The following is a 24,636-nucleotide window of genomic DNA, read 5'->3' on the forward strand; positions in this document are numbered from 1 at the left end:
TCAGTCCTCGGTTTTTGGTGTTGTTGTGGTATCGGCATCGTGCAGATGACGCGACAGGTAAATGCCCTGTGCGACCAGGAATACCAGGGTCATGCCCAGGCTGCCGAACACCTTGAAGTCTACCCAGTAGCTCTGGAAGGTGAAGGCGACGAACAGGTTGGCAGCGCCGCAGAACAGGAAAAAGGCGATCCAGGCGATGTTCAGGCGGGTCCAGACCGGGTCCGGCAGGGTCAGCGCGTGGCCCATGATGCGTTTGATCAGCAAGCGGTCACCGATGAAGTGGCTACCGATGAAGGCGACCGCGAACAGCCAGTTGACCACCGGCGCTTTCCACTTGAGGAAGGTCTCGCTGTGGAACGCCAGCGTCAGGCTGCCGAACACCAGGCAGGCGATCAGCGTCAGCCATTGGCTTTTTTCCAGCTTGCGCTGTTTGATGAACAACGCGCCGTACACCACCAGGGAACTGATGATCAGCATCGCCGTGGCACTGTAAATACCGCCTACAGTCACTTCATGGCCAGCGATGTCGACGACCCGTGGATCAAGTTTGTAAACGATGAAGAACAGCAGAAGCGGGATGAAATCGATGAATTGTTTCACAGTGAGAGCCAGAAGCTGGATGTGGCGGCATAATAACAAACATATGGGCGCGCGATAGCGCCAGCTGATTTGAGGTTACAACTCCCCGTGAATGTTGATTTGCACTGCCATAGCACGGCCTCCGATGGCGCCCTGGCGCCTGCGGTTCTGGTTGCGCGTGCGTTCGAGAACGGCGTGCGAGTCCTGGCGTTGACCGACCACGACACCCTCGAGGGCCTCGCCGAAGCGCGCACGGCTGCGACTGAGTTGGGCATGCAACTGGTCAACGGCGTCGAATTGTCCTGTACGTGGGGCGGCGCGACCATTCATGTGTTGGGCTACGGTTTTGATGTGAATGCCGCGCCGTTGGTCGAGGCGATTGCCAAATTGCACGATGGCCGCTGGCTGCGGTCGGAAGAAATAAGCCGCAAGCTCGCCCTCAAGGGCATGCCCGGTGCCCTCGAAGGCGCCCGGCAGGTTCAGCAGGAACTGGGCGACAGCGGCAACGCCCCGGCCCGTCCGCATTTCGCCGACTGGATGGTGCGTGAAGGTTTTGTAAAGGATCGCGCCGAAGCCTTCCGCAAATGGCTCGGCGCCGGCAAGCTCGGTGACGTCAAGTTGCACTGGCCGACGCTGGAAGACACCGTTGGCACACTGCGCGCCGCCGGGGCCTGGGTCAGCCTGGCGCATCCGTGGCACTACGATTTCACCCGCAGCAAGCGCCGGAAGCTGATTGCCGACTATATTCAAGCAGGCGGGCATGCGATCGAGGTGGTCAATGGCCATCAGCCTGCGGAACAGGTGGGCAGCCTGGCAATCCTTGCCCGTGAGTTCGGTCTGCTGGTCAGCGCCGGCAGTGACTTCCATGGCCCTGGCGGCTGGTCCGAGATCGGCCAGTACCGGCCGGTTCCCGAGGACCTTCCACCCCTGTGGTGTCGGTTCAAACATGACACAGATATTGCCGCCGTCTGAACAGGTAGAGAATGTGAGTCAATTTTTCCAGATACATCCGGAAAACCCACAAGCGCGCCTGATAAAACAGGCGGTCGAAATCATCCGCAAAGGCGGGGTGGTGGTTTATCCCACGGACTCTTCCTACGCCATCGGCTGCCAGATCGGCGACAAGACCGCCATCGAGCGCGTGCGCCGTTTGCGTCAACTCGATGAAAAGCACAACTTCGCGCTGATCTGCAGCGACCTGTCGCAACTGGGCAACTACGCGAAGATCGACACCGGCACCTTCCGTATTCTCAAGGCGCATCTGCCGGGGCCTTACACCTTTATTCTCAACGCCACCCGCGAAGTGCCGCGTCTGCTGCTGCATCCGAAGAAGCGCACCATCGGCCTGCGCGTGCCCAGCCATCCGATCGCGCTGGCGCTGTTGGCCGAACTGGGCGAGCCGTTGATGAGTGTGACCCTGATCATGCCCGGCGATGAAGACCCGCTGAGCGATCCGTACGAAATGCGTCAATTGCTCGAACATCAGGTGGACCTGATCATCGATGGCGGCTTTGGCGGCATCAAAGCGTCCACCGTGATCGACCTGACCGGCGATGACCCGGAAGTGGTCCGCGTCGGTTGCGGCGATCCGACGCCGTTCATGGTCGAGGCCTGAATGTCCGCAGTGGAAACCGTTGCCGATCCCCAGGCCGGCGCTCAGCAAGAGTTGCCGTTTGCCATGGTCTATGGCCAGGCGGTCATGGAAATGCCGCTCGACCTGTACATCCCGCCGGATGCGCTGGAAGTCTTTCTCGAAGCCTTTGAAGGCCCGCTCGACCTGCTGCTGTACCTGATCCGCAAACAGAACATCAACATCCTCGACATCCCGGTGGCGGAAATTACCCGCCAGTACATGGGCTATGTCGAGCTGATGCAGTCGGTGCGCCTCGAGTTGGCCGCCGAGTATCTGGTGATGGCCGCGATGCTCGCCGAGATCAAGTCGCGCATGCTCCTGCCGCGCGCCGAAACCGTCGAAGACGAAGAAGACGATCCGCGCGCCGAACTGATCCGTCGCTTGCAGGAATACGAGCGCTTCAAGGCGGCCGCCGAAGGTATCGATGGTCTGAGCCGCGTCGGCCGTGATGTGATCGTGCCCAAGCTCGACGCCCCGGAAGCCCGGGCGCGCAAGCTGTTGCCGGATGTCGCGCTGGAAGAGATTTTGATGTGCATGGCCGAAGTGCTGCGCCGTGGCGATATGTTTGAAAGCCACCAGGTCAGCCGCGAGGCATTGTCCACCCGCGAGCGCATGAGCGATGTGCTGGAACGGCTCAAGGGCGGCGGTTTTGTGCCGTTCGTCGAGCTGTTCACTGCCGAAGAGGGCAGGCTGGGTGTGGTGGTGACCTTTATGGCGATCCTTGAACTGGTCAAGGAATCCTTGGTCGAGCTGGTGCAGAATGAGCCGTTCGCCGCGATCCACGTGCGAGCCCGAGCCGAATAACGAGTCGAAACATGAACCTGACTGAACCCCGCGAGCTGGCGCCCCTGCTTGAAGCCTTTCTGTTGGCCTCGGGAAAGCCGCAATCCCTTGAACGCCTGTTTGAACTGTTCGAAGAAGGTGAACGTCCCGAGCCTGCGGTTTTCAAGAAAGCCCTGACACTGCTGGGCAAGTCCTGCGAGGGCCGCGCCTTCGAGCTCAAGGAAGTCTCGTCCGGCTATCGCTTGCAGATCCGCGAGAAGTTTTCGCCGTGGGTTGGCCGACTCTGGGAAGAACGCCCGCAGCGCTATTCCCGCGCCTTGCTGGAAACCATCGCGCTGATCGCCTATCGCCAGCCGATCACCCGTGGCGAGATCGAAGACGTGCGCGGTGTGGCGGTGAACAGCAACATCGTCAAAACCTTGCTTGAGCGTGAGTGGATCCGGGTTGTCGGTTACCGCGATGTGCCGGGCAAGCCGGCGATGTTTGCCACCACTAAAGGTTTTCTCGATCACTTCAACCTGAAGAACCTCGAAGATCTGCCGCCATTGGCCGAGCTGCGCGAAATGGAAACCGACCCGGTGCTCGATTTTGACGACGCGCCGGTGCCGCAGGGTTTGCAGGAGTTGGCCGACGCCAGCGCCGAGCCGGAGGAAGAGAAGGAGGAAACCAGTTTCCATACGTTGTTGCTGGAACTGGACAGCATGGAGGAGGGGATCAAGACCGACTTCGACGATTTGCTGCGGGATGCGGCGGATGGTGAAGTGCCGACGCCTGAAGCAGAAATCGAGACTGAGCCTGCGCCGCAGATCGCCGAGCCAACCATCGAAGTTGAACTTGAAGCTGAGCCAGAAGCCGAACCGGAAGAGGACATTCTTGGCGTCGCCGAAGCCCGCGAAAAGCTGTTGGCTGCCGTCGCCGCCCTCGAACAACCGGCGCCCGAACCCGAACCCGAGCTGAGCGAAGAAGAAGCCGAAGCCCGCGCCCTGGCCGAAGCCATCGAAGCCGAACGCCGCGAGTTCGAAGACTGAGGGGGCGCTGAAAAGATCGCAGCCTTCGACAGCTCCTACATTGCAATACGTCCCCTGTAGGAGCTGCCGAAGGCTGCGATCTTTTGATCTCCCAAAGGTATTCAAATGAGTTCAACAAAAGACCCGTGCATCAGCCTCTGCAAATTCACCGACGACATCTGCCTCGGCTGCGGCCGCAGCAAGCGCGAAATCAAGGCCTGGAAGAAACTCGACAAGGACGACAAGCGCACGGTGCTGGCCGAAGCCGCGCTGCGCCTGATCAAACTCGGTGGCGCCGGTCGGCGGAAAAAGAAATAACTGCCCATTGATCAGCTAGTCTCTGATGCGCGACGGCGCGCATCCGCGTATGATTCGCGACCCTTCGCCGATCCCTTCGGCTGAGTACCCAGATTTCAATGCTTCGGGCGCCGCCTGAACAGACCACACCGGGAGGTGCCCAGATGAGCGACATCATTCAGAAAGACGACCAGGAAATCGGCCCAGCAGGCGAAAAGCTGCAGAAAGTCCTCGCCCGTATCGGCGTCGGCTCGCGCCGTGACGTGGAATCCTGGATCAGCCAGGGCCGGATCAAGGTCAATGGCAAAGACGCCACCCTCGGTCTGCGCGTCGACATGCACGACGCCATCACCATTGATGGCAAGGTGATCAAGCGCGAAGAGGCGGCCGAATCGGTCCGCCGCGTGATCATGTACAACAAACCCGATGGCGAGATCTGCACCCGTGACGACCCGGAAGGCCGTCCGACCGTGTTCGACAAGCTGCCGCGTCCGAAAGAAGGCCGCTGGATCAACATCGGTCGTCTCGACATCAACACCACCGGTTTGCTGATGTTCACCACCGACGGCGAACTGGCCAACCGCCTGATGCACCCGTCCTACGAAATGGACCGTGAATACGCCGTGCGCGTACGCGGTGAAGTCGACGACGAGATGATCGAGCGTCTGAAGGCTGGCGTGGTGCTGGAAGACGGCCCGGCCAAGTTCACCGACATCAAGCAGGCGCCGGGTGGCGAAGGCTTCAACCACTGGTACCACTGCGTGGTGATGGAAGGTCGTAACCGTGAGGTTCGTCGCTTGTGGGAATCGCAAGGTCTGGTGGTCAGCCGTCTGAAGCGCGTGCGTTTCGGTCCGGTGTTCCTCAACTCCGACCTGCCGATGGGCCGCTGGCGCGAAATGAGCCAGTACGAAGTCGACATCCTCAGTGCTGAAGTCGGCCTGACGCCGGTGGCGATGCCGCAACTGAACGCCAAGAGCAAAGACAAGCTTGAGCGTATGCAGCGCAAATCGTCGCGCCCGATGGGCAAGACCGAGCGCGTCCGCACCCTGCGTCCAGCCGCTGGCGCGCCGACTGGCCCACGTCCAAGCCGCGAGCCGCAGATCGAAGGCGAACGTCCAGGTCGCAAACCAGTCGCCCGTGACGGCGAGCGCGCTCCGCGTCCGGCCAACGGTCGCACTGAGCGTGGCGAGCGTGGTGCACCTGCCGGTCGTGGTACGCCAGTGGCGGATCGTCCAGCGGACACCACCAACAAGCGCCCGGCCAAGCCTGCGCCGAAGCGTCCGGGGATCAAACTGGTTGATGGCGACAAGCCGTCGGGCAAGCGTCGTGGTGCACCGGCCGGTTCCGGTCAGCGTCCGGGGTTTGGTCGCAAGAAGCCGGAATAAGGCAGCTGTGAGCTTCTAGCGGCAAGCTTCAAGCCAAAGCAAAAACGCCAACCGCAGGGTTGGCGTTTTTTTTGTCTGGCGAAAGGTATGTGGTGCTTTTGAGGGCCTCATCGCTGGCAAGCCAGCTCCCACATGTATCTGCGGTGTTCACAGGATTTATGCAGCGCAACAAAAACCTGTGGGAGCTGGCTTGCCGGCGATGAGGCCAGTGCAGCCACCTAATTTTCAGGATCAGAAGACAAACCGTCCGTCAAACACCGGCTTGTCATCCAGCGCCAAAACGCCGCCCGAGAAGATCAGGTCCAGGTGATGACTGCCCTTGGCCCCACCGCCCAAACCAAGGTGCAACCCGCAGTGCCGCTCCTCAAACCCGGCATTGCGCGCATACAGATCTTTCACGCCTTCGTTAGTGCCAATCCCCAGCTCTTCAATCCGCCGGTTCGACGGATTGGCGTCCAGGTACTTGTTGAAATCATGCTCCAGCCCCGGCACGTCGGTGGCGATGCGGCTGATGGTCGAGTTTTCGATCCACAACTCCAGTGGCGATTCCAGAACTCCGTATTTGCGCGCAAACGGAATGGTGCTGAGGAATGTGCCCTTGAATTTCACATGGCCGTTGATGGCTTCACTGTGGGTCGCGATTTCGCCGGGGGCCAGGTCGAAGTTGCCGACGCCGTTGATGTCGGTCCACTTCTTGATGCTGCTCAGCGGCGTTTCAAACCATGAGCCGTCGTCGTCCTTGAAACTCAGCGTGGTCGCCTGTGACATGCGCTGGATCAGGTGACTGTTGAGCCCGGCAATCCGCTGCGGGGTGACGCTGAAGGTGTCGTAGAAATACTCGCCGTAGTCCTTGAACAGCAGCGACTTCTTCCAGTTTTCCGCCATCACGCCTTGCAGTGCACGGACGAATTCCGGGCCGTCGGGGCGTGGGTTGGGCAGGGTGGAAGAGTCGTAGAAGAAAATGTACAGATCGCTGTCGGTGATTGCCGAGGTCAGCGCTGCAGTGCTTTCCAGGTCCAGACGTCGGGCGCTGAAGTGGAAGCGAGGATGATCGCCGGCCTGTTCGGCGATCGCGCCGGTCAGCGCTGCGTAATCAGCCGTGTGGCCGAGCAATACCTTCGCCGAGTCGAGGCCGGCAAGGGCAGGGTGATGTTCGAGGTAGTAAAGGAAATGCGAGATCGCGCGGGGCTTATCCATGAGTCCTCCCTGACTGACCGTGAAGAAAGCGGCAGGCACGACCGGCCGGATCGTGCCTGCCCGGGGATGTCTACAGAGGCCACATCGCCGTGCCGAACGGAACTACCGCGTCGGCTTGCATCATTTCTACAGCCGCCTCGTGGGTCGGTGCTTCAAACCATTCGTCCAGTTGCAGTTCGGTATCCAAGTCTTTTTCCAGTGCTTGCATGGTCGATCTCCTAGATGACTTTCACGGTTGTGACTGGCCGGTCGAGGTGGCCGGCAAGACGTGAAGAACCTAGTTCAGGGTTTTTTGTAATGCAAAAAATTATTCATTTAATTTTTAAATAGACTTTTTATTCTGTTTTTACGCTCGGTTTTTCTTATTTAAAAACAAAAAACTAAGTCATGGTTTTCATTAGCAAGCTAGCTACCGTCAATTTGCAGACGTCTGACAGAATTTTCTGAAATGGAAACTCTGCGTTACGCGTCGTAAAGAAATGTTTACGAAAATGCCGCTAAAACCGAGTGAATCCAACCCGCCATGAGCGCTGTAAGGAAAAGCTGCCGCAGTCTGCTCCGCCGCAGGCTGCGCAGGGCTCTGGCGCGCTTGTTTCAGCGGCGTTTGCAAGGTGAGATGCGCCCCATGCCTGTCGTGCAGGTGCATAACAAGAAGGAGGCGCAATGAACGCCGTGACTGATCTCCACCTCTCTCCGTGGGACGGTTTTTTCCTCGTCCACGCCGATGGCCTGCAAAGGCCTGACTCATTTTTTGCAGCCGCTCGAGCATCTCGAAGCGGACACACGCAATCCCGGCAACCATCACGCTGATCCAGCGGGGTCTGGCAGCAGGGGGTTAGCGGTGTACAATGCGCCGCGTTTTAACTGTGACCCTCTGCGTAATCGCGCAAATCTCAAGGCTTTCCGCCTTGTTCACTCCGTCGCGCCACAAGCGTTTCGGGTTCGATTTCGTCACAGATAAAAACAAACAGGTGACGCATGACCGTTGTAAATAAGCTGAACTCCTGGTGCCTGCGCTGGGGTTTGATCGGGGCTGCTTGAAATCGCAACCTGGCAGCAACGTCTACTGAACATCATCAAACCTTGCGTGAGACCTTTTTCATGAGTGGACAACCCTCGCAATCAGGCGAGCTGAAACGCGGCCTGAAAAATCGCCATATTCAACTGATCGCCCTCGGTGGCGCGATCGGTACCGGATTGTTCCTCGGCTCGGCCGGGGTACTGAAATCCGCTGGCCCGTCGATGATCCTCGGCTACGCCATCTGCGGCTTCATCGCCTTCATGATCATGCGCCAGCTCGGCGAGATGATCGTCGAAGAGCCGGTGGCCGGTTCCTTCAGCCATTTCGCGCACAAGTACTGGGGCGGCTTTGCCGGTTTCCTGTCGGGCTGGAACTGCTGGATTCTGTACATTCTGGTGGGCATGTCGGAGCTGACCGCGGTCGGTAAATACATCCACTACTGGGCGCCGGACATTCCGACCTGGGTATCTGCGGCAGCCTTCTTCGTGCTGATCAACGCGATCAACCTGGCCAACGTCAAAGTCTTCGGTGAAGCCGAATTCTGGTTCGCGATCATCAAGGTCGTGGCGATCGTCGGCATGATTGCGCTCGGCAGCTACCTGCTGGTCAGCGGCAACGGCGGCCCGCAAGCCTCGGTAAGCAACCTGTGGTCGCACGGTGGTTTCTTCCCGAACGGTGTGAGCGGTCTGGTGATGGCTATGGCGATCATCATGTTCTCCTTCGGCGGTCTGGAAATGCTCGGTTTCACCGCTGCTGAAGCGGACAAGCCGAAAACCGTGATCCCGAAAGCAATCAACCAAGTGATCTACCGGATCCTGATTTTCTACATCGGTGCACTGGTGATCCTGCTGTCGCTGACCCCATGGGACAGCCTGCTGGAAACCCTCAACGCGTCCGGCGATTCGTATAGCGGCAGCCCGTTCGTGCAAGTGTTCTCGATGCTCGGCAGCAACACCGCCGCGCACATCCTCAACTTCGTGGTCCTGACTGCTGCGTTGTCGGTGTACAACAGTGGCACCTACTGCAACAGCCGTATGCTGCTGGGCATGGCCGAGCAGGGCGATGCGCCGAAAGTGTTGGCGAAAATCGACAAGCGCGGCGTGCCGGTGCGGTCGATTCTGGCTTCGGCGGCGGTGACGCTGGTCGCTGTGCTGCTCAACTACCTGATCCCGCAGCACGCGCTGGAACTGCTGATGTCGCTGGTGGTTGCGACGCTGGTGATCAACTGGGCGATGATCAGCTTCTCGCACTTCAAGTTCCGTCAGCACATGAACAAGACCCGGCAGACGCCGCTGTTCAAGGCGCTGTGGTATCCGTACGGCAACTACATCTGCCTGGCGTTCGTCGCGTTCATCCTCGGCGTGATGCTGCTGATTCCGGGCATTCAGATCTCGGTGTACGCGATTCCGGTGTGGGTCGTGTTCATGTGGGTCTGCTACGTGATCAAGAACAAGCGCGGTGCGCAGCAGGCCGTGCACGCGGCAGGTGCTGCCAAGTAAGCGCTGACGCAGAAACACAAAACCCGGCCTGAGTGCCGGGTTTTTTTATGGGTGCAAATATTGGTGCGCTATTGATAGTCGGCGAGAGGATAGTCCCTGCACAGGGTTTCGACCTCTGAACGAAACTGCGCGAGGAGCAGCGGTTCCAGGGTGTAATCCTGTTCGCCGAGCGGCGCTACCGTGTTCAGAATCCGCACGATCAAATCGACGATCTGGCGGCTGCCGTGGACATCGACCCGACGTTGCGCCAGCGCAGCGGTGCCGATACGCAGCCCGCTGGTGACAAGTGCCGAACGGGGATCGTCGGGTACGCGATGTTTGTTGACGATGATCCCGCAGTGCCCCAGCGCCGCCTCGGCGATAGCCCCCGTGATGCCACCCCGCAAGCGAACCAGCACCGTATGGTTTTCACTGCAGCCGCCGACCACTTCATAATCCTTGCCCTGAAACGCTTTGGCCATTTCATCCGCCGTACGGCGGATCTGCGCCATGCAGGCGTCGAATGCTGCGGACATTGCATAGCCTAGCGCGGCAGCCTTCGCAGCGATCATGTTGGCGGCCGGCGCGCCCTGCATTCGCGGGTAAACGGCTTGATCCAGCAGGCGACTGAAGGTGGTCCGCAAACCGGGAATCTTGGTGTTCGCATCAGCACCGCTGAGAATCACGCCACCGCGAGGCCCGGCGAGTTGCTTGTGCGTGCAGGTGACGGTGACGTGGGCGGCGTCGATCGGACTTGGGTGTCGTCCGGTGGCGACGAGCCCGGCGATATGCGAAATGTCGGCGAGCAGGATGGCCCCGGCTTCATCGGCAATTTCGCGAAACCGCTGGAAGTCCACCACGCGCGAATAGGCGGTGGCGCCGCAGAGGATGACGCGTGGGCGATGGGCGAGTGCGAGCAGGCGAACCTTGTCGTAATCGATCAGGCCGTCTGCTGTCGTGCCGTACTGGATCGCCTTGTAGTAGGCGCCGGAAAACGTGGCGAGGCTGCCATGCGTGAGATGACCGCCGTGTTCCACCGCCATGCCCAGCAAGGTATCGCCCGGCTCTAGCAAAGCTGTGAGCACTTGGTAAACGGCGTTCGACGCTGAGTGTGGCTGCACGTTGGCGTATTGCGCGCCGAACAGTTGCCGCGCCCGGCGGATGGCCAGCGATTCGACCAGCTCGACATTCTCGCACCCTGCGCTGTGACGCTTGCCGGAGACGCCTTCAGCGGTCACGTTGACCAACACGGAAGCGCAGGCCGCCAAGGTTCGCGGCTGGACTGCGCAGGAGGAGGAGACCAGTGAAAGCGTGTGCTGTTGGCGCGTCACTTCAGCGTCGAGAATGGCCGCCAGTTCGGCGTCTTCTGCGCGGAGATCTGCCAGGCCGCGTCGCAGCAAGTCAGCCTGGTTCTTGAGTGGTTCAGTAATGACTGCCATTGCTTATTCCTTCCCTGGTTTTGCGTGATTTGCGCATGTCCTTGCTTGCCAGATCTGTACAGGCGAATCCGTGTTTTGACCGCTGTGCGCGCAAAACTAAACCCTGTACAGGCCCCCCGTTTTTTCGTCCTTTCACTCTCGAGAATGGGACGCCGGATTGACGCATCATAAATTTTTCAGTGAGGAACGCCACAGAATTAATCAAAAAAATGAACATTCTTCAAAGAAAATGATTCTTTTTGTGGTCGCGTCGGGTGTAAAACAGGCATTGCCCGGTGCCGATTTTCCGGCCTTGGGTGGAAGTCGAAAGGAACTGACGAGTCCGTACGGAGGCTGAAATGACCCCCGCACGTTGGCGGAAGCAGCCTGTGAAAGCTGACTTTTTATACCGAACCCAGGGAGGGAGAATGCTATGATCCTGCGCGGCACTGACAGGGATATAACTGCAATTTCCTACCTCACTTGTGTATGTCCGGAATGATCATTCGGGATGTGACATTGATTGCAGTTAAAAATGGATGATAAGCATGTGATGCACAGAAGAGAAAGATCGGAGAATCTGAAGAACAACATCAAATACCTGATAAAGAGTCGCGGGGAGACGCAGTTGTCCTTGTGTCACTCCAGTGGTTTGACCCGCACGACCATCTATAACATTCTTGAAGGTAAAGTGGTCAATGTACAACAGTCCACTGTGCGCAAGATTTCTGATTTCTTCGGAGTGTCTTACGAGGAAATAGAGACGATTGATTTTGAAGAAAAGGAAATCATCGAAAGCAGTATTTCGCCACAGGGGAATATGAATCCGGCGGCGGTTCCGGTGATTAAAGAAAGTCTGCTGCTGCAAAGTCTGGATAAGAGAATTGGTGAGTTGGCCACGATTTATCCACTGACTTACTATTTTGGCGCGTCCTTTAATCTGATTGGCGTTTTGCTGGAAAATGAAATCAGCGGCATGAATGAACCCGGCGATCTATTGATCGTGCAGAAAGGAGCGTCGACCAGCGACAGGGAAAAGCTGGTGTATGACAAAATCACAGCGAAGTTATCTATAAGCCATGAAGGCAACTTTGATACGGATCGTGTATGCGTGATCGGAGATGTAATCGAGGAACGATTTAATGGATTGCAGTGTTGAGTTGGAAAACAGCAAGTACAAGTTGCTGGGATTCGAAAATGGAAAAAGCCTGGCCGTCATCATGGTCATCGCAACAGGCAAAATAATTAAAATAAAGCTAAGTGAAGTGTTGAATAGTGAGATTATGGATAATCTGAATAAAATCGAAGTGAAAAACCTCTACAAGAAGTTTTACTCCCAGGGCGGAGCACTCACCGCTTACGAAATCAATGACCGTCATGAGAGTTCCTGGATGATCTACATCATCCTGAACCTGATGCTGTTCACGCTTTACATTTTTACCAGTATTGCAGCGACAAAACCGATCTACCTCGAGTATTTCGATATTGTCGTAACGCCGGGCACTTTCCTCTATCCGCTGACGTTTCTGATCGTTGACTTGCTCAATGAAACGTTTGGCCTGAGGCTCGCGCGAAAAGCGATTCTGTTCGCGTTCATCAGCAACGCCGCGATTATCATTCTGCTGGCCATCACGACCCATCTTCCGGGATTGCCGGGCTGGAAACTCGATGGCGCTTACAATGATGTTATCAGTCAGTTGTCAGCAGTTCTGGTAGCGTCTTCTATATCGTTTCTGGTTTCCGAGAACATAAACTCGTACCTGTTGTGCAAGATTAAAGAGCTGACAAATTCCAGGTTTCTGTTTTTGCGAGTGTTTTTAAGCACGTTGTTTGCCGTGATCATCGACAGTTTTCTGTTCTGCTATATTGCGTTTTACGGAACAATGGAAAATAGCGCGATACTGGGCATGATCTACGTTCAGATCGCAATCAAGGTAGGTTTTGCGTTCTTTAATATCTTGCCGGCCTACGGCGCAAGATCATTGTTCAAGAAGTACCTGACGGGTGCGCAAACGCAGTAAGCAGAGGAGGGCGCTCACTCGGCACGTTGTTGCCAACATGCTTGAGTGAGCGCTCCTTGTTGCAGTATTACTTTAAGCCAAGTTTCTCTTTCAAGCTTTGAGTGACCTGCACTTTATTGTTCAGGAACTCATTCAAGCCTTTGGCGCGAAGATTACAGGCATCGCAATCGGAACATCCAGTGCCTTTGATGCCGTTGTAGCAAGTCAGTGTTTCTTCGCGAACCAGATCCAGTTGATGGTGGTAATCAGCCAAGGCCCAGGTTTCTGCCTTGTTCAGCCACATCAATGGCGTATCCAGTTGCAGCTTGTAATCCATGCCTAATTCGAGGGCTTTATTCAAGGCCTTGACGAACTCATCCCGGCAATCGGGATAGCCCGAGAAGTCGGTTTCACAGACACCGGTAATGACCGTTTTGGCCTGGACTTGATAGGCATAGATAGAGGCCAGGGTCAGAAACAGAATGTTCCGTCCCGGAACGAAGGTGCTTGGCAGACTCTCGCCAGAGCTGTTCACGGTCGGCACCGGAATGTTATCGCGGGTCAGGCTGCTGATGGCTAGCTCATTGAGCAAGGACACATCCAGCGTTTTATGCACGGTCACACCGAGCTTTTTCGACAGCTGCTGCGCCACTTCAATTTCCGCGTGATGACGCTGACCATAGTCGAACGTGATGCAGTGGACTTCATCGTAGTGGGTCAGGGCGTGGATCAAGCACGTGGTGGAGTCCTGCCCGCCGCTGAATACGATAACTGCTTTGTTGGTCATGGTTATGCTTCCTGCATTGAGGTCTTGAGGGCAAAGGTGGAGATGATACTCGAAATAGGGATGGAGTTCGGTGCAGAGTCCAGATGCGCGCGTGAGTCCGTGAGCGGCTATCTTAAAGTGGAGTGAGGCTAGTCCCCGAGGATTTCCTCTCCTTGCAGGTGCTCAAAGGTGCAAACGCTAGATCGCGGTTAGCGTGTCCCGTGGAGGATGCTCACGCGGGACGAAGTTCCGCAACGGTTCGATTTTTCGAAAACTAAACCGATAAAAATCAGTCTTCAATCTCGAGGATTTTTATCTGTCGGCCAATTATGTAAAGCTCTCCATCCTCGCGTATCTGGGCAAGTGAAGAGGGGTCGGCATCCATGTCGTAATTTCCATCAATTTCCACACACCAGACGTCGTCAAATTTCGAGATCCTAACCCCAGAGCATATTGAGTTAAACTGATTGCCTTTGATTTTTGCACTTAACTCCTCCACCGCCCCTACTATCACCTTTACTTTCTTCCATACGTTGCCTTTAACTCTATGATCTCTGGCATGGAATATTACTTGCGCGGCAAGGGGTTCGTTGGGAAGGTAAAAAAATTCGAAAGAAAGAATTAACCCATCTTCAAAACGATGAAAGGCCTCCGAAACCTTGCTTACTTGTTCCATAGACACTACCTATAGGTGGTGAGGATTGCATACCTGATTGGGTTACTCCTCATCTCTGATGGGCCGCACTTGGTTTGAGGTGGACGGCACCCCTGATCATGACTAGATGAGAAGTTGTCGATTCTACCAGGGACAGACTTCGTTTGTTTGATCTTCAATAACTTGGTCTTTTTACGAGAGATTCTTTGTGCTTGTGCACGAAAGTCAAATTAACCATTGGAGCGCGAAGAGAGTAATGCAGCTTTAGGATTTTCTTTATATCTAAAGCATACGCCGTCTCACGAAAGGAGTTTTAAGTATAAAGTCACGAGTAAACGGTGTTGGAGTAGGGGCGGAGTCGGCTTCAACCAAGTTATTCGCAAGCTCTGAAAATTCTACTATCTGTTCGGGAGGGTCAGAGATTAATATTGCTCGAGTATCAGATTGGTCTTCACCTAGCATGACGACAATGCATTTTTTCGAACATAGTACTGCTATCACTTTATGAAATAACTTTAATGAGGAGGCTTGAGAGAAGTCTGTACCTGAAGCTCTATAAATTTCACTAATTACACTAAGGCTCTCTTTTTTATCACTTTCATTCAATTCCGTCTCTGACAAAAATATTAACGCATTCCATCCTTTGTATATGGCTGTCAAAAGTGTTTTTATTTCTTCGCTACTGGATGTGGTTGAGAGGTCGCAGAAATTATGCCTCCCCTCAATGTCTAAGTTTAATTCGAGATGTCTTCTTTTGTTCGTCGCGGCCAAACCAAGCTTTCCAAATGCTCTTTTATGTAGGCCTAGTTTTTTCGCGATACTGCTACTTGAATCGAGTTCGGTAGCAAGTACGGTATATATATTATATCGAAAGAAAATTGGAGCCAAATAATCAAAGATCGACCCGTAATCATAGCCTGTAGCCAGATACCATAATGAGTCGCATGAGTTATCAAAGTGAAACCCACCAGATTTGGTAGCAAGAACAGACCCGATATCAACGATGGTTTTCATTGTGGCTACCCTTTTGAATCTTGGTTCTCATATAGCTAATGTTCTTCATTTAAAACGTTAGAAAAGGACGGGGTGACATTATCTTAATTTTTTCAGGGGTGGACTATATTCAAGAAATTCAATAAGCCAAGCTAGGCGACGTGGAGATTATCCATCCCAGCTATAAACAGCTAAATCAGCTTATGGGAATCAGTAGAAATCATATATGGGTCAGGGCTTTTTGTAAGCTAATATAGTGTTAGTTCGGGCGGATTATCAACCCTGACGCACTTTACTTGAATTAAAATAGACGGCTTGCGGATCAAGAACAGATGTTAGGGTGCCGATCTTGTTAGGGGTAGACGGTGTATGTTGGTTTTTTGACCATATGATCCACCCCCTATATGCTCCGCAAGATCTACTTTAAGGCCGCACAATCAAGGCTTTCTTTCTTTGTAATTACACTCCGCCACTCTTGCAACGTTCTCGCTTTCATCATTGAGCAGCTTTTCAAGAATTTCGATAGGTGTTTTTCTATTTGCAGCTATTGCACCTCTCACCACGGAGCAGGGATCCAGGGAAAGTCGCTCGAACAATGTAAGTGATAATTTTCGCTTGGATGCAACGAAACGTCGGGCACTGGCATCGAACGCACATAGCTCTTCAAGAATTTCCAGTGGTATTGTTTTATTGTGAGCCACCCATCTTCTATGCTCAGGAAATCTTTCAATTACTTCGCGCCACACTGAAAGAGGAGCCTCTTCCATTGCTGCTCGATCATAATCGACTTTTATTTCACTATCGCGCAGCGCGACAAATTCTTCAGCAGACGTAATCATTTAGCATTCTTGCACTTCAAAGATTTAAAGTTTATATTTTTCCTGCCCGCTCTTATGTTGCTCATATAGTCACCGTAGGTATCAGTGTCAGCAATCCATACTTTTTTTGATCGTGGACCTTTCCAATGAATTAAACCGTAATGCTGTTATTCAAGAACGCTAATAACTGTGTAAGGACGGGCTCACCAGTAGAGGCCAATATCACACCAATCTCGGCAGAATTTCCACTTGCAGATACTATTTTCCTACCAAGTACTTCTCCATCGGAGGTACACAAATCCAAGGAGTAATAAAGTTTTCAGCATCAACCTCCTCTCCGTCGAATAATAGCTCTACTTCACTTGGAAGAAACGTCAAGTAGGCACTGAATCTATCGCCCGAATACTCGTAGTGACCGTAATTTCTTTTTAATACAATATTTAGATGCCTCGAAGCCTTTTCGTAAATATCGCCTAAAAAATTATCAAGAACATCAAGTATTTCCTGTCGCTCACTCATATTTTTTTATACAGCATTCAAATATTTTCTCTCCGCAAATTTCACTATAATCAACAGAGATTTGCATAGAAAGTTCGGCGTCAATTAACCTGATCTCATCACTTTTGGATTTATCAAAATCAAAACTCGCACATAGGGAGGCGCCGCTTGCGAGCATGTAGGCTCCACAATATTTCCAGTCCTCATCTATAAATAAATAGTATTTCCGATTCTCGATTGCTGACGAAGAAAAGTTAATTGCTTCAGTGGATAACGAATATTCTTTGCGCACACAGGAGATCTCGCGCTTCGTCATTAGCGCTGCGATTACGCTATCTGTTTCCGGTAAACTTAAAAGCAGCGATCCATCAAAAGGTAGAGCTACAAGTGAGGCTAACTTTTCTTGATAGTGACTAAGCAGTTTTTTTCCTTGAGCCTTTCTATAAAGAACTTCTCTTTTATAAGGATCTATATTCATTTGCAGCACCCTTGTTTATAGAAAGCTTTCCCTTTACCGTTGCGTAACTGAGGGCGGCCATGTTTACTCATCCTTGGACTTCCGTTATCGTCAAGCTTTACTTTACCTGCTTCCCAATGTGGTTTGTCTGGATGACTTACGTCCATTGTTTGTTGTTGTACGGATGATTGTCCGTTACCTCCACCTGGTTGTGGTGAGTCGTAACGATATTCCCACCCGGATTTATTTTTGGATTGACCGCTGGGTTGCTGACTTGTGGGTATACCGGCTTGCCTCATGGCTTCGCGTCGAGCTGCTCTAGACGTAACAAAGGGATTATTTTCGCTACCCAGTGGTTCGTTACTTAGCCCCCATGGATCGGTCCACAGTACCGGGTTCGGCGCATAAGCATAAAGATTGATTCCCCCCGCGTAGCCAATCGGATCCTTACTAACAAACCGCCCAACCCCCGGATCATAGTACCGATGCCGGTTGTAATGCAGCCCCGTCTCATGATCGTGATACTGCCCCTGGAACCGTATCGGGTTCATCACGCCATGCTGCCGCGCCCACTCCGAGCGCTGCTCCGTCACCTGTCCCCACGCCTTGTATTGCGCGGTCCAGGCAAGGTTGCCTTGCGAGTCCGTCAATTCCTGCGGTGTGCCGAGGTGATCACACTGATACCAGGCCAACGCATCAAACGGTAAAGCCGTTGCCTTGTGATTCCACACCGGGTCTTCATCGAGGCTGTATTCACCGCTGTAATCCGGCAGCCCAATCAGATCGATTGGCGCGTGCCGTACAGCCTGTGCCACAGGGACAAAAGTGCCCGGTTCGAAGACGTAGTGCACCGTGCGACCCGGTTCACCATCGCTTTGCGCTGGGCTGCTTTCCCAGGCGAGGTTGTCGCCATCCCAGCCGTACAAGGTGAAGCCGCAGCCGAGTTCGCGTTGTTTGCGCGCGTGCTCGTTTCTGTTCCAGAGGGAACCTGCTTCAGGACGTTGTTTGTAATGCGCGCGGGAGTTTTTGTGCAGGCGGCGTCCCAGTGCGTCGTAGGCGAAATCCACGCTTAGGCGCGGGTCTTCGAAATGCACCAGTCGATCAAACAGGTCCCAGCGCAGGTCGCTGCGTTGGCCGTTGTGCCAGCGCTGGATCTGGTTGCCGCGTTCGTCGTATTCGTAGTGGGTGCCGGCGTATTCGCGCAGCAGGTTGTCGACCAGTTTGCTGCGTGGTGGGGTCAGGTCCAGTGGGCGGCGAATCTCTGTCGCCTTGTCGTCGAGCAGGTTGCCGGCCGGGTCGAAGGCGAAGGTTTCCACGCCTTGACGTGTGGTGGCGCTGAGCAGTCGGCCGACCGGATCGTAGCGATAGGCGAGCGGCCCGCGGCGGCTGTCGTTGATGTCGGTCAGTTGGCCGGCGGCGTCGTAGCTGTACTCGCGTTTGAGCAGGGTGGATTTGTCGTCGCTGCGTCCCAGCAACTGTTCCTGCAAGCGGCCGGCCGGGTCCCAGCTTTGGGTTTGCAGCAGGTGGTTGCCTTGATGGCGGGCGACTTCGCGGTGCAGGTCGTCACGCTCGTAGCCGATCAGTTCGTGTTCATCGAGGCGCAGGCCCAGCAGGTGGCCGCTGCCGTAAGTCAGCCAGCTGACGCGGTGGCCGTCGGGGCGAACGGTGGCGACTCGTTGGTTGAGCACGTCGTACTCGTGCTGCCAGATCGCGACGGTGGGCTTTTCCAGGCCGAGATAATGCTGGTGCTCGCGCAGCAGATTGCCGGCCGGGTCATGGAACCATTGCAGGCGGCTGTCGGCGTTGTCGGCCAGCACCAGATTGCCGTTGCCATCGTAGGCAAAGGTTTCGCTTTGCGACTGGTCGCCCAGAGTGGCGCGACGCTCGGTCAAGCGGCCCATCGGGTCGAAGCTCAAAGAGATGACGCGTTGGCCATTGATCGATTGCGCGAGGCGGCCGGTGAGTGGGTCGTACTGATAGCGCGTGCTGCGGCCGTCGAAACCGCGTTCCTCGAGCAGACGACCGACCGGGTCGTAGTGGAAGTGCGCGCGTTGTTCGTTTTCGTTTTCCAAAGCCGTTAACCGTCCGAGACGGTCCCAGCGATAGCGCAGGGTTTGTTCGGCTGCGTCGATGCGTTCGGCGATCAAACCGGCGGCGCTGTAGCTCCACGTGGTGCAACGATCAAGTCCATCAACGTGCGCCAACAACCGACCTTCGGCGTCTCGCTCGAAACGCTCTTCGGTCTTGTCCGGGTGCTTGATCAACACCAATTGGCCGGCCTTGTATTCGTATTCGGTGGCGTTGCCGGCAGCGTCGGTGAAGCAGATCATCTGCCCCAGTTCGTTGTACTCCCACGCGCTGGTTTTGCCCGAGCAATCGACGTACTCGACCAGTTGCCCGGCGTCGTTGTAGTCGAGGGTTTTTTCGTTGCCGTTGGCGTCCTTGATCGCGGTGGGCTGGCCGGATTTGTTGTAGGCGTATTCGGTTTTGTTGCCCAGCGGATCGAGCGCTTCGACCAGGTTGCCTTGATCGTCATAGGCGCGCTGCCACTGACCGCCTTCGGCATCGCTGATCTTGATCAGCAGATCCTGATCATCGTAGGCGTAATGCATCACCGTGTGATCGGCGCGGATGTGTTCGAGCAGGTTGCTGCGCTCATCGTAGCTGTAGCGATCAGTGCTGCCGTCGGCATTCACACGGCGCACGATGTTCTTCGCCTCGTCGCGGAAGAACCATTCCGAACGCTCGTCGGCGTAACGGATGCGGTAGGTATAGCCAAGGATGTCGTAGTAGTGCCAGGTCTCGTTGCCGAGGGCATCGGTGACGTAGGTCAGACGGATGTTTTCGTCCCACTCCAGGCGCGTGTCGAAGCTACCGTCATCGGCCCATTCGCGCACGGCTTTGGCCTTGGCGCTTGAACCGTTCCACTGCAGGTTCATGCCGCGCCCGGTGCGGTCGGTGTAGCGGGTGATCAGGTGGTGCTGGAACTGATACGCCCAGACGGCGCCGTTCTCGTCCTGCGCCTGAATCAGGTCGCCACAGGTGTCGTACTGATAGGCGCAGAGCTGGCGCAGCGGTTCGCCGTCAACGATCTGCCAGAGGCCGATAAACCGGCCGTGATCGTCGATCATCGTGCCGAGGTGCAAATGGACTTTGGTGAAGTCGTTTTCCTGATAGGTGATCAGGTCGGAGAGCACCGAGTGTTCGCCATGGCGATGCTCGTAATGCAGCATGATCCCGGCGCCGTTGCGCAGTGAGATATTGCTCAGCACGAAACGCTGGCCGCGGCGGACGTAGGTTTCTTTGCGCTCGAAACCACGGCACAGCAGCAACTGATCTTCGCTGTTGCGGACCAGGGTGATGTCTTCGATGGCGTCGTAGTGAAACAGGCCGACCTTTGGCAGTGGATAGCTGTGGTCGCGGCCGTCAGCGCCGTAGAACGTCAGGCCATCGTCCACGCAGTCGAAACGTGTGGTGAATTCGCTGATCCAGCGAGCGCCGAGTTCGCTCTGATCGTAGGCTTCGAGGCGCGAGTTGTAGGTGCGCGTCCATTCGATCGGGAAGGGGCCGGGCAGGCTGAAATCGGTATGGCTGAGGCTTTCCGAACCCAGGGCAAAGTTGATGCTGTATTCAGTGGCGCATTTACAGGGACCTTTCTCCGGATTGGGCGCGCTTTTCGCTGGGGCTTGCTTGTTGTTAACACCCAATTCGCCTTCCGCTGCCGTGTGGGTGGCCTTACCGGTCTTCTCCGTATGGACCGCGGCGTTCTGGCCATGGGCATTGCGCTTGCGCCACAGGGTCACGGCGCTGGAGAGGATCTGCAGCAGCCAGCCGATGGAGTTCTGCACATTTTTATCGTCGAGCTTGCTCAACTGCGTGCGCAGTTCCGGGCCCATCGCGCGCAGTTTGCCGGTCTCGGTGGTGATCTGTTTCTGGAGATCGTTTGGCAGCAGATTCTGCGCGACGCTGTTGACCATCCCTTTGCCTGCCGCTTTCAAGGCGCTGTTGGCGGCCGCTAAAAAGTTGTCGGCCGTCGCGAGGGGGTCGTTGAGCAGTTGGCCGCGGCCGACGCTTGCTCTTGCGCTGGCTTCCTCCAGATCACCCTTGGCATCCAGCCGGCCAAGGGCTGTTGTTTCGATACCGGTGGCAATCTCGTTGATGATTTGTTCGCCGAGCTTGCCAGCGTCCGCCAGAATCCCCGGTAACTTGCCTTTGGCTTGCTCAACAAAGTCATCGAGGGTGCCGATGATCGAGGCGTTCAGGTGACCGACCAGCACCTCGATCACCGAGGTGCTGAGCAACAACTTGCTGCTGGCCCTCATCTCCTGTCGCACCAGAAACAGCGTCGGCCGCAGGGTCATGCGCGCCGCCGCCATCGACGGCGGCAAAGGCAATACGCCAATCAGGTTGATGCCAAGGCTGGCCCACGTGAGCAAGTCGCGTTGCTTGGCGTCCGACAGGGTGACGATGTCACTCAGCGCATCGACCAGCGCCATGATGTTGCCGACCACCGGCAAGAAGCCGGCGTAGTTCTTGATCCGGTCAAGCGTAACCACACCATCGGTGGCGGATTGCAGCCAGGCATCGAAAGCCGCCGCACTGCTGGCGACGTCCTGAACGTCGATGGCATTGAGTGGAACGATGGCAGCTTGGGGCTCACGTTTTGCGACAGCAGTTTCAGTGGTCATTACGTCATCTCACCCGGCGACAAGGTCCGGGCTTCGCGGGCAAAAATTGAAGACCTCAACGAGCGGGCGAGAAAAAGCCGCCTCTCAGAGGTACGCATCAAAGTGAAAAAACGGAATTAGCTGACGACAGCGCCTTTCGGGCCACTGGCGATCAGTGCGGCGCCGCAGGCGGTTTTCATGCCGTCGAGTGCGATGGGGGTGCCATCGACGGTATAGGTGCTGCTGCCCTCGGCAATCGGGAAAACCCCTTTGCACAACGGGCAGCTGACCTTGTGCCCGACCCCGGCAATCGGCTTGCCGTTGAGGTCGGTGCGGGAGAAGGCTTCGAGGACTTTGCCACCGTGAGTGGTGGAGTCGCCCAAGCGAATTGCGTCTTTCATTGCGTCATTCCTTTGACCGAGGGTGGCTGGCTCGGCGAGCTACCCTGTCTTTCCTGCCTGCGTTCAGCAGGCGTTAGTGCCGATTTGATATCAAAATCCGTGCCAGCCACTATATGGCCATTACGCAGCAAGGGTTTGCGCCGGATGACTGCGGGATAAATCGATTTTTGCTGGGGAAAACGGTTCAAAGTGCGCAAGAAGTTGCGCAGTGCTGTGCAACTTCTTGCGCACTCGGCTACAGGGCCCGTGTGACATGGGCTGGAGACTATTGACGGGCGTTTTTTTGACGACAGGTGCGCAAGAAGTTGCGCAGTTGGGCGGCTGATCGATTTCTGACAAATCGATGGCGATTGCTTTGGCTTCATCGCGAACAGGGGAAGGCCGGCAGTGGATCTTCAGCAGGTTCGAGGTCTGTTTCGCGGTATCCTGCGGGTTCTGATTACGGACGCTTTTCCATGCTGGTGATTTCCAACAACGTGCATCTGCCGGATGCCGAGATCGAACTGACCGCCATCCGCGCGCAAGGCGCCGGTGGGCAGAACGTCAACAAGGTCTCCAGCGCCATGCACTTGCGCTTCGACATACCGGCCTCGTCGTTGCCCGAGTTCTACAAGGAGCGGCTGCTGGCGCTGCGTGACAGTCGCATCACCAGCGATGGCGTGCTGATCATCAAGGCCCAGCAATACCGCACGCAGGAAGCCAACCGCGCCGATGCGCTGGAGCGTCTGGTCGAGCTGATTCTCAGCGCGACCAAAGTCGAAAAGAAACGCCGTCCGACCAAGCCGACCCTCGGCTCAAAGAAGCGTCGGCTCGAATCGAAAACCAAGCGCGGCAGCATCAAGGCCGGGCGCGGCAAAGTGGACTTCTAGTCTTCGCGATACTTGGCGGTGTGCTTGTACAGATACACGCTCAGTGCCAATCCGCTTAGCGCGGCGAGGGCGGCGAACAGGAAGATGGACGCAAAACCGAAGCCTGCCGCAATCGCCCCGGCCAGCGGCCCGGTGATCCCCAGCGACAAGTCGATGAACAGCGAATAGGCGCCGACCGCTGCGCCACGGCTGGATGCGGGCACCAGATTCACCGCTTCCACGCCCAGCGCCGGGAACACCAGCGAGAAACCAAACCCGCTCAACGCCGCACCGGCCAGCGCCCAGTGCGCGTCCGGCGCCAGCCACAACAGCAGCAGACCAAGGGTTTCCACCGACAAACAGGCAATCGCCACGCGAAAGCCGCCGAGGCGGTTGATCAGGTTGCCGAACAACAGCCGCGCGCCGATGAAGCTGGCGCCGAACAGGCTCAGGCACAACACGGCGTTGTCCCAATGTTGAGTCGCGTAATACAGGGTGATGAAGGTGGCGATGGTGCCGAAGCCGATCGAGCCCAGCGCCAGACCGCAGCCATGGGGAAACACTTTACCGAGCACATGCATGAACGGCAGACGCTCGCCGGCGACAATCGGTGCCGGCGTTTTTGGCCAGGCCAGCAACAGGCCCAGCGCGGCGAGCAAGATGATGCTGACGCCCATGCTCCACAGACCCAACTGGCTGACCAGCCACACACCGAACGGTGCGCCGACCGCGAGTGCGCCATAACTGGCGATGCCATTCCAGGAAATCACTTTGGCGGTGTTCGCTGCGCCGACCCGGCCGATGCCCCAGCCGATCGAGCCGGAGCCGACGAGGCTTTCCGCGCTGCCCAGCACCAGTCGACCGATCAACAGACTGATCAAACTGAGCATCGGCATGCTCGGTGTCCACGCCGAAATCAGCATGAACACACCGCTCAAGCCACACCCGGCGAGGCCAATCATCACCGCGCGTTTGCTGCCCTGGTTGTCGATGATCTTGCCGGCGTACGGGCGGCTGAGCAGGGTGGCGAGGTATTGCACGCTGATCACCAGACCGGCGATCACCGCACCAAAGCCCAGGTCACTGTGGACATAGCCCGGCAATACCGCGAGCGGAATACCGATGTTCAGGTATCCGATAAAGGTGAAGAGGACGATGGAAACGACTTGCAGCGTAACCGCCAGGGGGCGCTGGGGTTCTGGCATAGAGGACGACATGGGTAACGATCCACGGGAACGGCAGATTAGATAGGCTGCTTATGATACCGACGCCGACGGATCTGGGGCGGGAAAAGTAAAACTATTTGCCGGGTGGACGCTTCAGGATTTGGCCGGGGCAACCAGTTGTGTGGTGACCAGCGCCGCCAGGGCATTTTCTTCGCTGCCGAAACGGGCGAGCAGGGCGGCTTGTTTCTCAGGCGAGAGACGATTCCAGATCTCGATCATTTTCTCGGTGGCGCCGATCAGTACGGCAGCTTGGCTTTCGGAGAATTCGTCGGTCATGGCGGGCTCTGGGTTCAGGCAGTGTGGAAAGCGCATGTTAGCGCTTTCCACACGGTCTGTACGACGGGTCTTACTCTTCGTTGTCGGCCGGGCGGCTCTCAACGGCTTCTTTCGGCTCGGGTTGCCCCGCGCCGGCTTGTTGCGTGGTCGTCTGCTCAGGTACGTGCAGGCTTGGGAAGGGGAGATTAGGAATCTCGTGCATGGTTGCGCTCCTCGCTAAGTCTGTTGATAGA

Annotated in this window: 25 protein-coding genes; 10 read left to right on the forward strand and 15 right to left on the reverse strand. The window is 56.0% G+C overall.

Annotated elements, in window-relative coordinates; genetic code table 11:
- Positions 1 to 600 (reverse strand): septation protein A, encoded by a 600-nt coding sequence (locus ACZZ0A_RS04235; RefSeq protein ID WP_007919675.1) that lies wholly within the window; start codon positions 598 to 600, stop codon positions 1 to 3.
- Between the two features lie 87 nt (positions 601 to 687).
- Here ACZZ0A_RS04235 and ACZZ0A_RS04240 point away from each other — a divergent pair, with 87 nt between their 5' ends.
- From ACZZ0A_RS04240 to rluB, 6 genes are all read left to right on the forward strand, one after another.
- Entirely contained in the window at positions 688 to 1,551 is an 864-nt protein-coding gene (locus ACZZ0A_RS04240; protein ID WP_095114459.1) for a PHP domain-containing protein, read from the forward strand.
- Between the two features lie 13 nt (positions 1,552 to 1,564).
- The gene (locus ACZZ0A_RS04245; RefSeq protein ID WP_095114461.1) at positions 1,565 to 2,194 is read left to right on the forward strand and encodes an L-threonylcarbamoyladenylate synthase; all 630 of its coding nucleotides are present in this window, start codon (positions 1,565 to 1,567) and stop codon (positions 2,192 to 2,194) included.
- Positions 2,195 to 2,317: 123 nt separating this feature from the next.
- The gene (locus tag ACZZ0A_RS04250) at positions 2,318 to 3,016 is read left to right on the forward strand and encodes a segregation and condensation protein A (RefSeq protein WP_172828192.1); all 699 of its coding nucleotides are present in this window, start codon (positions 2,318 to 2,320) and stop codon (positions 3,014 to 3,016) included.
- Between the two features lie 11 nt (positions 3,017 to 3,027).
- Positions 3,028 to 4,023: an SMC-Scp complex subunit ScpB gene (scpB, locus tag ACZZ0A_RS04255; RefSeq protein WP_095114463.1), complete on the forward strand. Its 996-nt coding sequence runs from the start codon at positions 3,028 to 3,030 to the stop codon at positions 4,021 to 4,023.
- A 105-nt stretch (positions 4,024 to 4,128) separates the two neighbouring features.
- Positions 4,129 to 4,320 (forward strand): DUF1289 domain-containing protein, encoded by a 192-nt coding sequence (locus tag ACZZ0A_RS04260; protein WP_007919669.1) that lies wholly within the window; start codon positions 4,129 to 4,131, stop codon positions 4,318 to 4,320.
- A gap of 143 nt (positions 4,321 to 4,463) precedes the next feature.
- Positions 4,464 to 5,684, forward strand: coding sequence for a 23S rRNA pseudouridine(2605) synthase RluB (gene rluB, locus ACZZ0A_RS04265; protein WP_038363752.1), 1,221 nt, complete (start codon positions 4,464 to 4,466; stop codon positions 5,682 to 5,684).
- A gap of 231 nt (positions 5,685 to 5,915) precedes the next feature.
- Here the strand turns inward: rluB and ACZZ0A_RS04270 are convergent, their stop codons facing one another.
- From ACZZ0A_RS04270 to ACZZ0A_RS04280, 3 genes are all read right to left on the reverse strand, one after another.
- Entirely contained in the window at positions 5,916 to 6,881 is a 966-nt protein-coding gene (locus ACZZ0A_RS04270) for a M29 family metallopeptidase (RefSeq protein WP_095114467.1), read from the reverse strand.
- A 70-nt stretch (positions 6,882 to 6,951) separates the two neighbouring features.
- The gene (locus ACZZ0A_RS04275; protein WP_003222780.1) at positions 6,952 to 7,089 is read right to left on the reverse strand and encodes a hypothetical protein; all 138 of its coding nucleotides are present in this window, start codon (positions 7,087 to 7,089) and stop codon (positions 6,952 to 6,954) included.
- A 207-nt stretch (positions 7,090 to 7,296) separates the two neighbouring features.
- Positions 7,297 to 7,683 (reverse strand): hypothetical protein, encoded by a 387-nt coding sequence (locus ACZZ0A_RS04280; RefSeq protein WP_463542560.1) that lies wholly within the window; start codon positions 7,681 to 7,683, stop codon positions 7,297 to 7,299.
- 299 nt (positions 7,684 to 7,982) lie between these two features.
- Here ACZZ0A_RS04280 and ACZZ0A_RS04285 point away from each other — a divergent pair, with 299 nt between their 5' ends.
- Complete coding sequence (locus tag ACZZ0A_RS04285; protein ID WP_007919666.1) at positions 7,983 to 9,401, forward strand: amino acid permease; 1,419 nt, start codon at positions 7,983 to 7,985, stop codon at positions 9,399 to 9,401.
- Positions 9,402 to 9,469: 68 nt separating this feature from the next.
- On the opposite strand, the gene ACZZ0A_RS04290 is transcribed toward ACZZ0A_RS04285, so the two are convergent.
- Positions 9,470 to 10,819 (reverse strand): serine hydroxymethyltransferase, encoded by a 1,350-nt coding sequence (locus tag ACZZ0A_RS04290; protein ID WP_463542561.1) that lies wholly within the window; start codon positions 10,817 to 10,819, stop codon positions 9,470 to 9,472.
- Between the two features lie 532 nt (positions 10,820 to 11,351).
- On the opposite strand from ACZZ0A_RS04290, the gene ACZZ0A_RS04295 reads away from it, so the two are divergent.
- Entirely contained in the window at positions 11,352 to 11,957 is a 606-nt protein-coding gene (locus tag ACZZ0A_RS04295) for a helix-turn-helix transcriptional regulator (protein WP_042704939.1), read from the forward strand.
- Entirely contained in the window at positions 11,941 to 12,819 is an 879-nt protein-coding gene (locus ACZZ0A_RS04300) for a queuosine precursor transporter (RefSeq protein WP_007919658.1), read from the forward strand. Before ACZZ0A_RS04295 ends, ACZZ0A_RS04300 begins: the two co-directional genes overlap by 17 nt.
- Before the next feature lie 67 nt (positions 12,820 to 12,886).
- Here the strand turns inward: ACZZ0A_RS04300 and queC are convergent, their stop codons facing one another.
- The 7 genes from queC to ACZZ0A_RS04335 form a co-directional block, all read right to left on the reverse strand.
- On the reverse strand, positions 12,887 to 13,585 hold the full coding sequence (queC, locus tag ACZZ0A_RS04305; protein WP_401044028.1) for a 7-cyano-7-deazaguanine synthase QueC: 699 nt from the start codon (positions 13,583 to 13,585) through the stop codon (positions 12,887 to 12,889).
- 268 nt (positions 13,586 to 13,853) lie between these two features.
- On the reverse strand, positions 13,854 to 14,240 hold the full coding sequence (locus ACZZ0A_RS04310; RefSeq protein WP_463542562.1) for a hypothetical protein: 387 nt from the start codon (positions 14,238 to 14,240) through the stop codon (positions 13,854 to 13,856).
- A gap of 261 nt (positions 14,241 to 14,501) precedes the next feature.
- Positions 14,502 to 15,233 (reverse strand): hypothetical protein, encoded by a 732-nt coding sequence (locus ACZZ0A_RS04315; RefSeq protein ID WP_463542563.1) that lies wholly within the window; start codon positions 15,231 to 15,233, stop codon positions 14,502 to 14,504.
- A gap of 416 nt (positions 15,234 to 15,649) precedes the next feature.
- Positions 15,650 to 16,051 (reverse strand): hypothetical protein, encoded by a 402-nt coding sequence (locus tag ACZZ0A_RS04320; protein WP_463542564.1) that lies wholly within the window; start codon positions 16,049 to 16,051, stop codon positions 15,650 to 15,652.
- A 490-nt stretch (positions 16,052 to 16,541) separates the two neighbouring features.
- Positions 16,542 to 17,006 carry a hypothetical protein gene (locus tag ACZZ0A_RS04325; protein ID WP_095114477.1) on the reverse strand — a complete coding sequence of 155 codons (465 nt, stop codon included), beginning with the start codon at positions 17,004 to 17,006 and terminating at the stop codon, positions 16,542 to 16,544.
- Positions 17,003 to 21,673 (reverse strand): RHS repeat-associated core domain-containing protein, encoded by a 4,671-nt coding sequence (locus ACZZ0A_RS04330; protein ID WP_463542565.1) that lies wholly within the window; start codon positions 21,671 to 21,673, stop codon positions 17,003 to 17,005. The genes ACZZ0A_RS04325 and ACZZ0A_RS04330 overlap by 4 nt, the downstream gene beginning before the upstream one ends.
- Positions 21,674 to 21,789: 116 nt before the next feature.
- A complete protein-coding gene (locus ACZZ0A_RS04335; protein WP_007920142.1) occupies positions 21,790 to 22,053 on the reverse strand; it encodes a PAAR domain-containing protein in 264 nt (87 codons plus the stop codon).
- Positions 22,054 to 22,508: 455 nt separating this feature from the next.
- On the opposite strand from ACZZ0A_RS04335, the gene arfB reads away from it, so the two are divergent.
- On the forward strand, positions 22,509 to 22,922 hold the full coding sequence (gene arfB / locus ACZZ0A_RS04340; protein ID WP_007920134.1) for an alternative ribosome rescue aminoacyl-tRNA hydrolase ArfB: 414 nt from the start codon (positions 22,509 to 22,511) through the stop codon (positions 22,920 to 22,922).
- Here arfB and ACZZ0A_RS04345 read toward each other — a convergent pair.
- From ACZZ0A_RS04345 to ACZZ0A_RS04355, 3 genes are all read right to left on the reverse strand, one after another.
- The gene (locus tag ACZZ0A_RS04345; RefSeq protein WP_177321057.1) at positions 22,919 to 24,106 is read right to left on the reverse strand and encodes an MFS transporter; all 1,188 of its coding nucleotides are present in this window, start codon (positions 24,104 to 24,106) and stop codon (positions 22,919 to 22,921) included. The two genes, arfB and ACZZ0A_RS04345, sit on opposite strands and share 4 nt — an antisense overlap.
- 114 nt (positions 24,107 to 24,220) lie before the next feature.
- The gene (locus tag ACZZ0A_RS04350; protein ID WP_025113527.1) at positions 24,221 to 24,403 is read right to left on the reverse strand and encodes a hypothetical protein; all 183 of its coding nucleotides are present in this window, start codon (positions 24,401 to 24,403) and stop codon (positions 24,221 to 24,223) included.
- A 70-nt stretch (positions 24,404 to 24,473) separates the two neighbouring features.
- Positions 24,474 to 24,605 (reverse strand): hypothetical protein, encoded by a 132-nt coding sequence (locus tag ACZZ0A_RS04355; protein ID WP_016987951.1) that lies wholly within the window; start codon positions 24,603 to 24,605, stop codon positions 24,474 to 24,476.
- Between the last annotated feature and the right edge of the window lie 31 nt (positions 24,606 to 24,636).

The sequence above is a fragment of the Pseudomonas sp. AC242 genome, from assembly GCF_979258655.1.